General features: G+C 49.0%; 14 protein-coding genes. 8 read left to right on the top strand and 6 right to left on the bottom strand.

All coding sequences use genetic code 11. The annotated features are described in order from the left end of the window. The first annotated feature begins 9 nt into the window (after nucleotides 1–9). Both M4J38_RS05970 and M4J38_RS05965 read left to right on the top strand, forming a co-directional pair. Complete coding sequence (locus tag M4J38_RS05970; RefSeq protein ID WP_251758626.1) at nucleotides 10–780, top strand: TIGR02757 family protein; 771 nt, start codon at nucleotides 10–12, stop codon at nucleotides 778–780. A gap of 24 nt (nucleotides 781–804) precedes the next feature. After that, nucleotides 805–1,143 carry a hypothetical protein gene (locus M4J38_RS05965; RefSeq protein ID WP_251758625.1) on the top strand — a complete coding sequence of 113 codons (339 nt, stop codon included), beginning with the start codon at nucleotides 805–807 and terminating at the stop codon, nucleotides 1,141–1,143. Nucleotides 1,144–1,146: 3 nt separating this feature from the next. Here the strand turns inward: M4J38_RS05965 and M4J38_RS05960 are convergent, their stop codons facing one another. Then, a complete protein-coding gene (locus M4J38_RS05960) occupies nucleotides 1,147–1,803 on the bottom strand; it encodes a sterol desaturase family protein (protein ID WP_251758624.1) in 657 nt (218 codons plus the stop codon). A gap of 262 nt (nucleotides 1,804–2,065) precedes the next feature. Between M4J38_RS05960 and M4J38_RS05955 the strand changes: the two genes are divergently transcribed. From M4J38_RS05955 to M4J38_RS05940, 4 genes are all read left to right on the top strand, one after another. After that, nucleotides 2,066–3,076 carry a fumarylacetoacetate hydrolase family protein gene (locus M4J38_RS05955; RefSeq protein ID WP_251758623.1) on the top strand — a complete coding sequence of 337 codons (1,011 nt, stop codon included), beginning with the start codon at nucleotides 2,066–2,068 and terminating at the stop codon, nucleotides 3,074–3,076. Nucleotides 3,077–3,079: 3 nt separating this feature from the next. Then, complete coding sequence (locus M4J38_RS05950; RefSeq protein WP_251758622.1) at nucleotides 3,080–3,595, top strand: hypothetical protein; 516 nt, start codon at nucleotides 3,080–3,082, stop codon at nucleotides 3,593–3,595. Continuing rightward, nucleotides 3,567–4,454 carry a flavin reductase family protein gene (locus M4J38_RS05945; protein WP_251758621.1) on the top strand — a complete coding sequence of 296 codons (888 nt, stop codon included), beginning with the start codon at nucleotides 3,567–3,569 and terminating at the stop codon, nucleotides 4,452–4,454. The genes M4J38_RS05950 and M4J38_RS05945 overlap by 29 nt, the downstream gene beginning before the upstream one ends. An 88-nt stretch (nucleotides 4,455–4,542) precedes the next feature. Beyond that, the gene (locus M4J38_RS05940; RefSeq protein ID WP_251758620.1) at nucleotides 4,543–4,908 is read left to right on the top strand and encodes an aspartate 1-decarboxylase; all 366 of its coding nucleotides are present in this window, start codon (nucleotides 4,543–4,545) and stop codon (nucleotides 4,906–4,908) included. On the opposite strand, the gene M4J38_RS05935 is transcribed toward M4J38_RS05940, so the two are convergent. The 4 genes from M4J38_RS05935 to M4J38_RS05920 are packed head-to-tail and all read right to left on the bottom strand — an operon-like array spanning nucleotide 4,909 to nucleotide 8,802. Continuing rightward, a complete protein-coding gene (locus tag M4J38_RS05935; protein ID WP_251758619.1) occupies nucleotides 4,909–6,402 on the bottom strand; it encodes a PH domain-containing protein in 1,494 nt (497 codons plus the stop codon). It abuts the gene before it with no gap. Then, nucleotides 6,383–6,910 (bottom strand): PH domain-containing protein, encoded by a 528-nt coding sequence (locus M4J38_RS05930; protein ID WP_251758618.1) that lies wholly within the window; start codon nucleotides 6,908–6,910, stop codon nucleotides 6,383–6,385. The genes M4J38_RS05935 and M4J38_RS05930 overlap by 20 nt, the downstream gene beginning before the upstream one ends. Before the next feature lie 18 nt (nucleotides 6,911–6,928). Beyond that, entirely contained in the window at nucleotides 6,929–7,963 is a 1,035-nt protein-coding gene (locus tag M4J38_RS05925) for a glycosyltransferase family protein (RefSeq protein ID WP_251758617.1), read from the bottom strand. 2 nt (nucleotides 7,964–7,965) lie between these two features. Beyond that, the gene (locus tag M4J38_RS05920) at nucleotides 7,966–8,802 is read right to left on the bottom strand and encodes a UDP-2,3-diacylglucosamine diphosphatase (protein ID WP_251758616.1); all 837 of its coding nucleotides are present in this window, start codon (nucleotides 8,800–8,802) and stop codon (nucleotides 7,966–7,968) included. Between the two features lie 648 nt (nucleotides 8,803–9,450). Between M4J38_RS05920 and lysS the strand changes: the two genes are divergently transcribed. After that, nucleotides 9,451–10,962 carry a lysine--tRNA ligase gene (gene lysS / locus M4J38_RS05915; protein ID WP_251758615.1) on the top strand — a complete coding sequence of 504 codons (1,512 nt, stop codon included), beginning with the start codon at nucleotides 9,451–9,453 and terminating at the stop codon, nucleotides 10,960–10,962. On the opposite strand, the gene M4J38_RS05910 is transcribed toward lysS, so the two are convergent. Beyond that, nucleotides 10,957–11,778 carry an NAD(P)-dependent oxidoreductase gene (locus M4J38_RS05910; RefSeq protein ID WP_251758614.1) on the bottom strand — a complete coding sequence of 274 codons (822 nt, stop codon included), beginning with the start codon at nucleotides 11,776–11,778 and terminating at the stop codon, nucleotides 10,957–10,959. The genes lysS and M4J38_RS05910 overlap by 6 nt on opposite strands. Nucleotides 11,779–11,957: 179 nt before the next feature. Between M4J38_RS05910 and M4J38_RS05905 the strand changes: the two genes are divergently transcribed. Beyond that, entirely contained in the window at nucleotides 11,958–14,114 is a 2,157-nt protein-coding gene (locus tag M4J38_RS05905) for a S9 family peptidase (protein WP_251758613.1), read from the top strand. Nucleotides 14,115–14,391 lie beyond the last annotated feature (277 nt).

The raw sequence follows: 14,391 nt of genomic DNA, 5'->3' as shown, positions 1-14,391 counted from the left end.
CTTTGCCACATGAATGATCTTCCTGCGTTCTTGCTCCGGAAAGCAGACGAATACAACGCGCCCTCGTTTATACCCGCTGACCCGATCTGTGTGCCGCACAGCTTCTCCAAAAAACAGGACATCGAAATCGCGGGCTTCTTCGCCGCTATCTTCGCCTGGGGAAACCGTACCACGATCATCGGGAAAACAAAGGAGTTGATGGCCTTGATGGGGAACAGCCCGCACAACTTCATCCTCCACCATAAAGAAAAGGAAAGGGAAAGGCTGCTTGGATTTAAACACCGTACCTTTACAGCCACGGATTTGCTTTGGTTCGTGCAGGTTTTACAACAGCATTACCAGCGATACGATTCCCTGGAAACAGCTTTTTTCCCCACCCCCGTGAAAGCACAGGAGCATGCGGTGAAACACGGCCTGATCCGTTTGCAGCAAACATTTTTCAGTACTCCCGGGGCGCCCATGCGTACGAGGAAACATTTGTCGAGCCCTGAAAGAAATTCAGGCTGCAAAAGATTAAATATGTTCCTCAGGTGGATGGTAAGGCACGATAATAGCGGGGTTGATTTCGGACTCTGGAAGAACATCGCACCAGCCGACTTGATTATGCCCATCGACCTTCATGTAGCAAGGGTTGCAAAAAGATTCGGACTAATGGAAAGAAAGCTACCCGACTGGCAGGCCGCCGAAGAACTGACCGCCTATTTCCGCACCATTGATCCGGAAGATCCGGTGCGGTTCGATTTTGCCCTGTTCGGGCTTGGCGTATTGGAAAAATTCTGATTCCTCACCATAAAAACCGCGGTTATGGAAGCAATGATCACAACCACCATCTGGCAGGAGGCCGCCAACGGCGTTAGGCTGCACCTGGAACTGGAGATCGCCAGCTACAGGCACTACGATCAGTTCATGGAAGCGCTCCGCCACTACGTGAACAAACTCGTAAACGAAGATTTTACGAAACTGGTACGCATACTCTACCGGATGGACATCAGCGAAAACAAACTCCGCAGCCTGCTCGCAGATCATCCCAACGCAGATGCCTCGGTCATCATTTCTGAAATGATGATGGAAAGGGAAATCAAAAAAGTGGAAACGCGCCAGCGGTATAAATCCTCAGGAGACAGTGAAGAAGAAAAATGGTAAGGCTCAGAACATGAGTTCTTTCACCTTCTCTTTGTCTTCCTTCTCTTTCTTCAGATCGAACATGGTGCCGAAAACATGGTCCCAGATCGTGGTGCTCACCCCGAATCCGTTGTGTTCGTTCTTGTAATGGTGCAGGTGGTGGTTCCTCCACAACGGTTTCATCCATTTGAAAGGCGGGTTCCACGCGTGAATGGCATAGTGCATGGTGCCATACATCAGGTAACCCAGCATAAAGCCCGGGAAAAAGATATAGGTGTATTCGCGGAGCATCAGGTACTGCAGCCCGAAAATCGCTGATGCCAGGATCAGGCTTGGAATTGGTGGCATGAACAGGCGCTGCCGGTCGCGGGGAAAATGGTGGTGGTTGCCGTGCAAAATGTAGGCGAACTTTTGCATTCTTGGGTTCTCACTCACAAGGTGGAAAACAAAACGATGCGCCACGTATTCGAAAAGCGTCCAGGAGAATCCCCCAACAAGGAAAATGCCCGCGATGAACAGTACACTGAAGCCCAGGTGCGTATTGGCATGGTACAGCATGTACCCTATGATGGGAATATACATCCCCCAGATCACCAGGGGGTGCGTTTTGGTAAGCATTTCCAGGTACTCACTTTCAAACAACCTTGCCTGACCTTTATTATGAATCTTATCAAACTTCATCGAACAGGTTTTTTACAAATTTACTGGTTCGTCTAACAACTTTGACCAGCTGCCGGAAACCTCCGCGCAGGAAAAAGTTACTCAAATGATGCGGTTATAAGGGGGGTTGGTATATTCGTGCTGAATATTCTGCTGCAAATTTATAGTTTTAATGATTGTTTGAATAGTAATTAGTTACAAACGGAAATTTTACTCAATAAAAAACCGGTTTTATACAATGGGCTTCGTTCCGGAACCCGCCTGCCGGTAAAACAAAGAACTGATGAAACTTGTCACTTTCCTGAAAGACGGCCACGAGCAACTGGGCATCGTACACAACAACCTTATTTTCGACCTGGAGGCCCTCCATTCGGACCTGCCCAATTCCATGAGCATGCTGCTCGGTTTCTGGGATTCTTATTTCCCGATGGTCCTCACTTTCGATAAAATGCTGAAAGAAGGGAAGATCGCGCCTGAAAAGGGCTTTCCTTATTCCGAAGAAAAATTACTGGCCCCCGTGCCGCACCCTACTTCCTGCCGCGATGGTTATGCTTTCCGGCAACACGTGGCCGCCGCAAGGCGGAACCGGAAAGTGGAGATGATCCCCGAATTCGACCAGTACCCGATTTTCTATTTTACCAACCACAATGCAATTCAGGGACCCGGTCCCATTCAGTGTATGCCCGATCATTTCGAAAAGCTGGATTTTGAACTGGAAGTGGCCATCGTAATATGTAAGCAGGGGAAGAACATCCGGGCGGAAGATGCGGATGACTACATCGGCGGCTATATGATTATGAACGATATGAGCGCCAGGCGCCTGCAAATGGAAGAAATGCTCCTGAACCTGGGTCCCGCCAAAGGAAAGGATTTCACCACCGTGATCGGGCCGATGCTGGTTACGCCCGATGAACTGGAACACCTGAAAGTGCCTGCTAAAGAAGGGCATACGGGCAACAGCTACAACCTGGCCATGAAATGCAGGGTGAACGGCATCCAGGTAAGCGAAGGAAATATGGCCGATATGGACTGGACCTTCGCGGAAATCATTGAACGCTGCGCCTACGGCGTGAACATCTACCCCGGTGATGTGATCGGAAGTGGAACCGTTGGAACCGGTTGCTTCCTGGAACTGAACGGCACTGGAAAGCTGAACGACCCCAACTACCAGGAACAATGGCTGCAACCGGGCGACGTGGTGGAAATGGAAATTGATGGACTGGGCATTCTGACCAATACCATTGTAAAAGAAGAAACTGACTTTTCCATACTGGCCCTGAAAAAAAACCAATAACCATTGGCCGCTCCATCCATACCAAAAACTGAAAAAACCTGGATCACCGCACTGGGCGGCATTTCCATCCTTTTCATCCTGGGAAGGCTTTTCCTATCTGGTGATGGCACCCTTGATATCCAGATGATGGATACATATTTTGTAATAGAAGGGGGGAAATGGGTGTTTTTATTGTTGCTTTGGGGATTGTATTTTTTCCACCTCGGGCTCCAAACCATGTCCGGATGGGGCAGCGGGTGGAAAAAAGCCGTGATCGCCATGATCATCCTTTCGATGATCGTGAATGTTTTGGCATATAAATATTTCTACAATACCTACATGCTTCCCGGCGCATTCGACTGGCCTTTAAATGATGAGGAAGCCCGGAAAATCCTGTTGAAGCAACAGGAAGTATTAAAGCAGGCATTCTTGCCAATCGCGGTGCCCATCGTTCTTTTTTTCCTGATGCAGTGCGTCAGACTCGTTCAATTGATCATTTCAAAAACTGCTCATGCCGATCCTGGACAGCCAACAACTTAAGCCCGCGGAACTTCAGCATTACCTGCAACACTGCATTGCGCCCCGCCCCATCTGCTTTGCCAGTACCATTAGCAAAAGCGGACAGGTAAACCTGAGCCCATTCAGTTTCTTCAATCTTTTTTCCAGTAATCCCCCGGTGGTGGTATTCAGTCCCGCCCGGAGGGTACGCGATAATACCACCAAGCATACTTTACAGAATGTGGAAGAAGTGCCCGAAGTGGTAATAAATATTGTAACCTACGACATGGTGCAGCAAACAAGCCTCGCCAGTTGTGAGTTCCCAAAGGACGTGAACGAATTCACCAAGGCCGGTTTCACCATGGAACCAGCCACGCTAGTCGCCCCCCCGATGGTGAGGGAAAGTAAAGTGAAACTGGAATGCAGGGTCACTGAAATTAAAGCATTGGGTACGGAAGGCGGCGCGGGCAATCTCGTATTCGCGGAAATATTGCGCCTCCACATTAGCGATGATATCCTTGATGCCGAAGGAAAGATCGATCAGCGGAAACTGGACCTGGTTGCAAGACTCGGCGGAGACTGGTATTGCCGGGTTACGCCGGAAAGTCTATTTAAGGTACCCAAGCCCAACACCCAACTGGGCATCGGGATCGATGCCCTGCCAGACGCAATCCGGAACAGTAAAATACTGACCGGCAACGACCTGGGCATGCTGGCTAACGTCAATGTGATCCCCAACGTGGATCCCGCTTTCACCGACGATCGGCTGAAACAGATTTTTCAATACTATAGTGTAAGTCCCGATGAGATGGAAAGAGAACTGCACCGTTACGCCCATGAACTCCTGGAACAACGCAACGAAGCATCGGCCTGGCAGGTGCTGCTCTCATTAAATACCTGATATTCACATTCATTGAAGTGTAAATTGTGTATCTTGGGTACAATCATTGCACTGTTCACCTGTATTGCTAAAATAAAATGATCCTTCGATGTTATTAGAATTGCTCAGGGTTAAAGTACAGGAACTGATCGTTACCGAAAGCGTGGAAAGTTACCCCGGCAGCATTGGGCTGCCCCAGGAAATTATTGACGCGGCCGGATTGAAAAAGTTTGAGTTGGTGCATGTGAACAATAAAACAAATGGAAGCCGCATACTCACTTATGTGGTACCTTCCAAAGATAGGGGGCTGGTTACCGTGAACGGTGCCGCTTCCAAACACTTCAACGCGGGCGACCACATTCATGTGCTTTCCTTCGCTTATGTAAAAAGAAAAGAGGCGGATACCCACGTGCCGCGCATCGTGTACACCGATGAACAGAATTTTGTAAAGGAAGTAAAGGATTACATCTTCTGACTACATCCAGTCGCTCCCCGAAATTTCACCTTTAAATAAAGCGTAGTTCATGAGTTGAACCGCTTCCTGCTTTTTAATATAGGGTAGCGTTACCACGCCTCCTGCGGTATGCAGTACCAGGGTGGCAAGGTGCTTTTTCTGCTGGTACATGCTTTCCCGGAGCGATACTTTCTGTATTTTATCCCATCTCAACAAGGCATTGTGTGTACCCCATACCCCTTTGCGGAGTTGAATGGCTTCTGCTTCGAGGAAAAAACGGAATCTGCTGGTGAAAACACGGGTATGCGCATAGACCACCGGAACCAACAGCAACCACCAGATCGCATGTAAACCCCACCAGTAAACAGATGCGCCACACAATACAATGGCGGGAAGCAGCCCGGTAAAAAGGGTTCTTCTGATGGCGTACAACCGTGATATTCCATTCCCGTTCACCGTGTTCTGATCCAGTTCAGGATGGTATTTTTCGAGGAGCGCGGGAAGAAAAGAATCTTGCGTTACGGGTGTTTTCACCTGCTGGTTTTCTTTCACGGCATCACTGCCAATGGAATGAAACTGGAGCATCCAGATACCGATCTTTCGGCGCACGAAGTTCGCTTTCCAGGAGATGTACTGGATTTTACGGTAAGGCACCAGTTTTTCCCTTACCTGTATTAGTCCGCCATAAATCCGGAACCCTTTCTCCCGTGAACTGATGAAAAAATTGAAGTAGGTGAGAAAAGTGCGCAGCACGGAAAAAACGATGGACACAATAAGCGTGAGCAGGAAAAGGAATACGAACAGGGAAACTGAGCCTGCCACCAGGTAACCGGAAGCCTCCGTTGCCAACGCTTCAATCTGGTCCTCCACCACATCACGCGCCTGCTGCAACAGCGAAAAAAGAAAGCCCAGGAGGATAAAGAACGCCTCTATGTGATTGGCCGAGAAACTGAGTTTCAGCAAATCGGCAAACCCGAGTTGGATGATCTTTTTCTCATCATATTCGTAGGGGGCCGCAATGTTTCCGGAAGCTGTTTGTTCTTCCTCCGTGGCGGCCCGTTCCAGTATAAATGCTTTTAAAGCGGCAGCTTTTTCCAGCCCGATCGCGTCAATTTTTACCTCTGTTTTTTCAGTTCCGGCACTGTCAAACCCCATTCTGGTAATACCCAGCGCTTTGTGGTAGATATTCTGTTCCAACTGCACCCCCTGGATTTTTTCCAGTGGAAGAGATACGGTTTGCTTCCGAAGTATACCGCTTTTGATCACCAGTTCACCATCAGCGATATGGAACCGGTAAAAAAGAAATTCCAGGATGGCCCTTATCAGTACAAAAACACCCAGACCCGCAAAGGCCCATTCATAGGCATCGGAGGCTCTTCCTTTTTTAAAGAAATAGACCACGATAAGTGGCAGGAAAACATTAAAGAAGCCTTTCAGCACCTTAAAGAACATCAACCCCAATCCTGCGGGCGACTGCCGCTGGGGCTTCGACCAGTCATACGTTTGCGGGCTCATCGGCATTGATTTTTCCGGTGATGTACGCTTTCATCGAAAAGGCATCGGCTTCTTTTAAGCCGGGTATCGCGATGTCACCATCGCTACCGGCCGTGTACACACGTAAAGTGGCCAGTCCGAATTTCCTGTCTATGAGGCCGGAAGAAACGGAGCAGTGTTGTACGCGGCTGAAAGGACAAACGGAAACACTTTGCACCAGCCAGCCTGAGCGGTATAGAATATCTCTTTCCCGCAACGCGTAAGCCTTTCTCCTGAACGAAAGCATGGCAAGGTACCAGCCAATAAAATGCGCCAACGATATAATAGAAAAAGAAATGATCAGGTAAAGATCGGAACGGATTTTTTTGACACCGATGTATAAGCCAGCGGCCACGGCGATAAACAACAAAGCTGAAAGCAGCCACTGCCAGGAAAGGGAGCGGGCATAAGGTTTTTCAAGAGGGGTGAACGGTACGCCTGAAGCATCGGGCAACTGCGACGGGTCCACGGAAGCATTACTGAATTCCATGGTACTAATATAGTGATCCTAATTGAAATTCAATTCCGGTGCCCAATCCGCCAAAGGAACGGCACCAAAAGGATAGGTATGGAACACCTGTTCCACCACGGAAGCCGTGCGCATCGAATAGTCTACGCTTGCAGTTTGTTTGGTTTGAAGCCATTGTTGAATGATACCCGGGAACTTTTCATCTAATTTCATAACAACGGGAATGCCAATTTTTTCGAGCGCCGCGCCATTGCAATATTGTTCATACTGACCGCGGATGGGAACGGTAAGCAATTTCTTGCCGAGGAAAAGGGCTTCCGCCGGCGTTTCAAACCCTGCTCCGGTAATTACGCCGTTACAGGTAGCGAGGCTCTTGTCGAAACCTTCTTTCTGAACGGGGAACAGGGTCACATTCTGTTTCCGGGTGGTTTGCCTTACATCTTTGGAGAAGAGATGAAAATGCGCTTCAGGTACCAGGTTCAGGAGCGGAACCAATGATGCCGAAGGGAAGGCGGAGAGATAAACGGTGATATGTCCGTGATTTTCCGGTTCGGTATCCCGTATTTCTCTTTTGATGACCGGGGTGAAAATCTGTTCATCGTAACGGTCAAAATGCAGACCGATATAATGACTGGCGCGGGCATAGTTTTTCAGTATCCATTCTCCGAAAACATCTTTCTTTTGTGGCCGAGGGGTATTAACCGACTGAAAGCTGGCCTGGTGGCCGAATTGAACGGAAGGTGCTTTTTTGAGGGCACAGGCCAGGGCGGTGATGGCTTCGAAATCGTTGATCACCATATCGTATTTTTCCACGGGCAGGTCGCGGGCCTCCCGGAAACAGCGGGTAAAACTGGTTTGGCGGAGCATTTTGAGGTAATCAAGACCGCCGCCATTGTTGTAATACAGGCTCAGCCCCTTGCTGCGGTAAGCGATGGGTGCATTCAGTTCCAGGGAGCAGTTGTCACCGCTTAGGAAAAGGTCCACTTTCCCGTAATTTTCCAGGTAAGGCAGCAGTTCCATGGCCCTGCTGATGTGTCCGTTCCCGGTAGCCTGCACCGCATATAATATTTTCATAATCAGATGGCGAGGGATTTAATGAACAGGTTGATCTCGTCTGTTACCACGGTAAGCGTTTGCTGAGGCTTTTCTTCAGGCTTATGGGCGAACTGCGTGGCATCGTAGTGGTACACGTGCCAGTCGTTCTGATAGTATTCCAGCGAAGTGAGGTTCTCCACCCAATCTCCGGAGTTCAGGTACATGACCGAGCCATTCTTGTTGGAGATCACTCGTTTTTCGGGTTGATGGATATGTCCGCAGATCACGTAGTCGTACTTCTTCTCAATCGCCAGTTCGGCGGCGGTCATTTCGAATTTGTTGATCTTTACCACGGCCTTGTTCACACCGTCCATGACCGCTTTGGAAAGAGAAATCCGTTCCTTGCCGATCAGCTTCATGAAACCATTGATGAACCGGTTCAGCAAAATCAGGAACCCATACCCGCTGCTGCCCAGTTTGGCCCAGAACCTGGCCGCGCCTTTGGTGGTATTATCGAACACATCTCCGTGAAAAACCCAGGTCATCTTACCGTTAATTTCTATCACCAGTTTGTCGGTAAGCTGGAAGTTGCCCAGTTCTATATCAGAATATTTGCGCAGCATCTCATCGTGGTTCCCGGTAATGTAAATTACCCGCGTTCCGTTCGACATCATACTCACCACTTCTTTCAGCACCTGTAAATGCGCCTGGGGGAAATATCTTCTACTGAACTGCCAGCCGTCGATAATGTCTCCGTTCAGGATGAGAATCTGGGGAGCAATGCTGCGGAGGTATTGTACCACTTCTTTCGCTCTGGAACCGTAGGTTCCCAGGTGAACATCCGAAATCACAGCTACATCCATGAGACGTTTTTCCATATCTGGCGTTTTTCAAAATTCATCATTCTGTATTACCGGGATATGAATGAACGGTTAACTTAATATGAAGCTATCGGTGAGGCATCAGAAGATAGCGTCGCCGCCTCCGCTATTGAAGCCGTACCCCCAAGCAGTTACCGTTAAAACACGGTACCCGGTGGCACCGCTATAGCGGTGCCACCGGGTACCCGTAAAAACACCTAAAGTAGGGTAGTTAACCGGGGGAGCTACACCTAACAAGCTATTCTGGTAACAACGCATTCTAACATCGCTCATTCTTGAGTTAGAGGAAAACCGTGCTGGAAAATTATGGGTGTATAATCTACCCGCCTTCGCTTTAGCTTCGAATTCAGTCTCAGAAAAACACCTAAAAATCAGCGGATGGAACCCCTTAACTCCCCCAGGAAAACAACGTCGGTGGCACCGGTTCTTCCTTCCCCCCCACGCTTCACCTTCTCTCCAAACCCTTCCCAGCCGTGGAACACAGCTAGTTTTCCCTACAAAAAGCTGCTGTAAAAGATTTTAACGGTAACCCCGGTGTTCAAAACACCAGCTAACCTCCTGTATTAACCTATCCCAGGCTAACAATGGAAATGCCATCACTTCAACGCCAAAACCGTAACTTTGCTGCCCGTTTAAAGGCGTTTTATGCAATTATCAGAACAGGAAATCATCAGAAGGGACAAGCTGAACGAATTACAGCAACTGGGCATCGATCCCTATCCCGCAGCGTTATACCCCCTTAGTCATTATTCCGAAGCCATCAAAACCGGCTTCTCCGAAGAGAAGAAGGAGGAGTTCGCAAATGTTACCGTGGCCGGCAGAATCATGACCATCAACGATAAGGGAAAGGTGTTCTTCATCAAAATCCAGGATATGCAGGGCATCATCCAGGTGTATGTGAGAAAGGACGATATCTGCCCCGGAGAAGACAAAACACTGTTCGACCAGGTGGTGAAAAGACTGATTGACCTCGGTGATTTTATCGGTGTACAGGGATTTGTTTTCCTCACCCGTACCGGAGAGGTGACCGTTCACGCGCAAAATCTTACCTTACTCGCCAAATCGCTGAAACCCCTGCCGGTGGTTAAGCGCGACGAGGAAGGCAATGTTTTTGATGAAGTGACCGACCCCGAATTCAAATACCGCCAGCGGTATGCCGACCTCGTGGTAAATCCCGATGTGAAGGATGTATTCGTAAAAAGAACCAAACTGGTAAATACCATCCGCGAATTCCTCAACGAAAAAGGAGCACTGGAAGTAGATACACCCGTGCTCCAGGTGATCCCCGGCGGCGCGGCCGCACGCCCGTTCGAAACACACCACAATGCGCTGGACGTGCCCATGTACATGCGGATCGCCAACGAATTGTACCTGAAACGACTGATTGTTGGCGGTTTCGACTGGGTATATGAATTCAGCCGGAACTTCCGGAACGAAGGCATGGACAGGACCCATAACCCCGAGTTCACCGTACTCGAATGGTACACCGCTTACAAAGACTATTTCTGGATGATGGACATTACCGAACAACTCTTCGAAAAAATAGCCATCGCCCTGCATGGCACCACCGAAGTGAAACTCGGCGACAAAATCATCAACTACAAAGCGCCATTCAAGCGCATCAGCATTTTCGACGCGATCAAAGAAAATACGGGTATTGATATCAGTGAGATGGACGAAGCCGGTCTGCGCGATGTTTGCAAACAACTAGACATCTCCGTTGCCCCAAGCATCGGCAAAGGAAAGCTGATCGACGAAATATTCGGCGCCACCAGCGAACACACCTACATTCAACCCACCTTCATCATCGATTATCCGGTGGAAATGAGTCCGCTCACCAAGAAACACCGCAGCAAACCCGGACTGGTAGAGCGTTTCGAGTTGATGGTGAATGGAAAGGAACTGGCCAACGCCTACAGCGAACTGAATGATCCCATCGACCAGCGCGAACGCTTCGAGGACCAGATCAAACTGATGGAACGCGGCGACGACGAAGCCATGTTCATCGACCACGATTTCCTCCGTGCCCTGGAATACGGGATGCCCCCCACTTCCGGCATCGGCATCGGGATCGATCGCCTCTGTATGTTCATGATGAACCAGCCCAGCATCCAGGATGTGCTGCTGTTCCCCATGATGCGCCCGGAAAAATTATAGGAAAAGATCGGGCATCAGTTGCTGATCCCGGTTTACCGCATATTTTTCAAAATCTGTTACGCCCTCTTCTGAAAGTACCTGTTCATCAATAAAAAAGTTGCCGGTACACTCAGTAGAAGGGCGTTTCAGTATGTAATAAGCCGCATCGGCCACGATTTCCGGGGTGCGGCTGCGCTGGATGAGAAAATCGCCGCCCAGCAGGTTTTGTACGGCCGCCGTGGCAATAGTGGTTTTCGGCCACAGTGCATTCGCCGCGATCCGGTCGGAGCGCAGTTCTTCCGCCAATCCCAGCGCTACCATACTCATTCCATATTTGCTCATCGTATAGGCAAGGTGTTTACCGAACCATTTGGGATCCATATTAAGCGGGGGAGAAAGGTTGAGGATATGCGGATTGTCCGCTTTTTTCAGGTAAGGAATGCATGCACGGCTCATAAGAAAGGTGCCGCGTACATTGATATCGTGCATCAGGTCGTAACGTTTCGGCTCAGTTTCCAATGTGGAACTCAGGTTAATGGCGCTCGCGTTGTTCACCAGGACATCAATCCCTCCCAGTTCTGAAGCGATTTTATCCACTACTTCAGCGATGTTTTTTTCATCGCGGATATCGAGTTGAACGGGCAGCACCTTGCCTGCTCCCTGTGCCTTTATTTCTTCCGCGGCGCTGAAAATGGTGCCTTCCAGTTTTGGGTGCGGCTCAACGGTTTTGGCGGCTATCACAATATTCGCGTGCTCTTTGGCCAGCCGTAAAGCAATGGCTTTCCCGATACCCCTGCTGCCTCCGGTGATCAATACAGTTTTGTTGGCGAAGCTCATAATGGTGAAATTTATCGTGTGTCTGTACAATTTACTTATTTCCCAACACATTGTAAAGGAATCATTTCCGGCACCTGGACCGTTTTTTAACCGATGCCATTTATCAAAAAATACCGGGAGGAAGGGGAGAAAATACTATTTTTCAGGTTCTATTCTTCATAACCTATATGTATTCAACCATGCAACAATTGAACAGGAGAAACACCCTGTGGATGGGAATGGCGCTGGCGGGAATGAGCATCGCTTTTTCCGCTGCCGCGCAACAAAAAGAACTCACGCGCCAGCAGATGCTGCTTTACGGACTTCCGGAAACCATTTCCAAACCCTTGCCAAGAATCAGCCAATGGACCGACGACACACATTATGTGGTGAACAAAGGAAACCCGCAACGCCCCGACCTTTATGAAGTGGATGCCAAAACAGGCAAAGAAACACCGTATACATTCCAACGCCCCGCTTCAGACGGCATGGTTCGGGTGAAAAACAATGACCTCTATTATACAGGTCCGGACAAAGTTGAAAAAAGACTCACCAACGACCCTGCACTGGAAGTGAATCCTGAAATGTCGCCCGACAACAGGTTCGTGGCTTTCACCAAAGAAAATAATCTTTACACGATAGACCTTCAATCCGGAAAAGAAACAAAACTCACTTCTGATGGAAGTGATGTAATCCTGAACGGTTATTCCAGCTGGGTATATATGGAAGAGATTCTCGGTCGCCCTACGCGGCACCGCGCCTTCTGGTGGAGCCCTGATAGTAAGTCCCTCGCTTTTTTTCGTTCCGATGATACCAAAGTTCCCGTATTCACTATGACGGATGGTAATGGCACCCGCGGCTACGTGGAAACGCTGCGTTATCCCAAACCGGGAGACGCCAACCCCGAAGTGAAAGTAGGAATTGTTGCCGCCACCGGTGGTGCTGTTACCTGGGCCGATTTTAACGCCGCCGAGGACCAGTATTTCGGTATGCCCATCTGGATGAACGATTCTAAAACCCTCTGGCAGTCGTGGATGAACCGCGGCCAGGATCAATTAAAAATTTATGCGGTTTCAACAGAGAACGGCTCCAAAAAGCTGATCTACGAAGAAACTCAAAAAACCTGGATCGACCTGGATAACGCTAACCGCTTCACTTTCCTGGAAAGCGGAAAAGGTTTTATCCTTCAGAGCGATAAATCGGGCTGGAACATGATGTACCTCCACGATATGACCGGCAAACAACTGAACCCCATCACCAACGGGGAGTTCACGGTAACCGATATCCTTCTCGTGGACGAAAAGAAAAGCACCGTTTTTTTCACCGCCCGGAAAGAGAACACCGCACGGGTAGACCTGTACAGTGTTAAGCTCAATGGAAAGGACCTGAAAAGACTGACTTTCGGCGACTACAACCACCAGGTATCGCTTTCGCCCAATGCCTCTTATTTTGTAACTACTTACCAGAACGCCGCCACTGCTCCTAAAATAGCGCTCGTGGATGGCAAAGGAAAGCTCATTCGTGAAATCGCCGACAGCAAAGGCACGGAAGCCGATCAGTACCGTTTGGCCAAAACCGAGCTCATCCGCGTGAAAAGTGATGATGGTCTCTATGAACTTCCCGCCCTGGTAACCTGGCCGCTGGATTATGATCCGGCCAAAAAATATCCCGTACTCATCTCTATTTACGGGGGCCCTAACGCCGGTACAGTAATGGACAGGTTCTCGCTGGGCGCACAACAACAATGGTACGCGAAAGAAGGGATGATCCAGGTAGCGATGGACCACCGTGCCTCAGGTCATTTTGGAAAGAAAGGACAGAATTTCATCCATCGTAACCTGGGTTACTGGGAAACAAAAGATTACAGCACCATCGTAAAACACCTCATCTCCAAAGGCGCCGATCCCGCGCGTATCTGCATCACCGGTTTCAGCTACGGCGGTTACATGAGTTGCTACGCGCTCACCTATGGCGCCGATGTGTTCACCCATGGCATGGCCGGTGGCAGCGTAACCGACTGGCGCCTGTACGATACGCATTATACGGAACGCTTTATGGATACGCCTGAAGAGAATCCTGAAGGCTATAAATCCAGTTCTGTACTTACCCACGCAGACAAATACAAAGGTAAATTGCAGATCGTGCACGGCATCATTGATGAGAACGTGCACATGCAGAATTCCATTCAACTTATCTCCAGACTTCAGGACCTGAAGAAAGACTTCGAAATGATGATTTATTCCGGCGGAAGGCATGGATGGGGCGGGAATAAGGGCCTGCATTTCCAGAATCTGAAAACGGAGTTCGTGTATAAGAATTTGTTGCAGAAAGAGATGCCGGCGGAGTTGAGGCGTTAGTAGTTTCAAGTGCTACGTTCCAGCTTCGTGCATCGCAGTTCGTACCACGCAGGCGCGGAAACGAAATGCTGGTATTAAATAAGAAGAGGGTGTATCAAAGTTGAAATGATACACCCTTTTCTTATTATAGTCTCCGGATGGAGAGGGAATTCCTTTTATGTAATCCTCAAACGCTTTGATTTATACTTCAGGTCATCTTCTATCATGCGCTATCATACTGGTGTTACTGTGCAGTTACGAAAAATAAGCTATTTGCTTCACGAACTTATTTATATTT

Origin of the sequence: Parasegetibacter sp. NRK P23 (genome assembly GCF_023721715.1) — a bacterium.
In the GTDB taxonomy this organism is placed as follows: domain Bacteria; phylum Bacteroidota; class Bacteroidia; order Chitinophagales; family Chitinophagaceae; genus Parasegetibacter.
Note: the sequence above shows the minus strand (reverse complement) of the source record. Positions and strands in the feature narration are given on the sequence as shown.

Bases quoted from the DNA above. Each gene is read 5' to 3' on its own strand.
- M4J38_RS05970 (WP_251758626.1), top strand. From the start codon at position 10: ATGAATGATCTTCCTGCGTTCTTGCTCCGGAAAGCAGACGAATACAAC.
- M4J38_RS05965 (WP_251758625.1), top strand. From the start codon at position 805: ATGGAAGCAATGATCACAACCACCATCTGGCAGGAGGCCGCCAACGGC.
- M4J38_RS05960 (WP_251758624.1), bottom strand. From the start codon at position 1,803: ATGAAGTTTGATAAGATTCATAATAAAGGTCAGGCAAGGTTGTTTGAA.
- M4J38_RS05955 (WP_251758623.1), top strand. From the start codon at position 2,066: ATGAAACTTGTCACTTTCCTGAAAGACGGCCACGAGCAACTGGGCATC.
- M4J38_RS05945 (WP_251758621.1), top strand. From the start codon at position 3,567: ATGCCGATCCTGGACAGCCAACAACTTAAGCCCGCGGAACTTCAGCAT.
- M4J38_RS05940 (WP_251758620.1), top strand. From the start codon at position 4,543: ATGTTATTAGAATTGCTCAGGGTTAAAGTACAGGAACTGATCGTTACC.
- M4J38_RS05935 (WP_251758619.1), bottom strand. From the start codon at position 6,402: ATGAGCCCGCAAACGTATGACTGGTCGAAGCCCCAGCGGCAGTCGCCC.
- M4J38_RS05930 (WP_251758618.1), bottom strand. From the start codon at position 6,910: ATGGAATTCAGTAATGCTTCCGTGGACCCGTCGCAGTTGCCCGATGCT.
- M4J38_RS05925 (WP_251758617.1), bottom strand. From the start codon at position 7,963: ATGAAAATATTATATGCGGTGCAGGCTACCGGGAACGGACACATCAGC.
- M4J38_RS05920 (WP_251758616.1), bottom strand. From the start codon at position 8,802: ATGGAAAAACGTCTCATGGATGTAGCTGTGATTTCGGATGTTCACCTG.
- lysS (WP_251758615.1), top strand. From the start codon at position 9,451: ATGCAATTATCAGAACAGGAAATCATCAGAAGGGACAAGCTGAACGAA.
- M4J38_RS05910 (WP_251758614.1), bottom strand. From the start codon at position 11,778: ATGAGCTTCGCCAACAAAACTGTATTGATCACCGGAGGCAGCAGGGGT.
- M4J38_RS05905 (WP_251758613.1), top strand. From the start codon at position 11,958: ATGCAACAATTGAACAGGAGAAACACCCTGTGGATGGGAATGGCGCTG.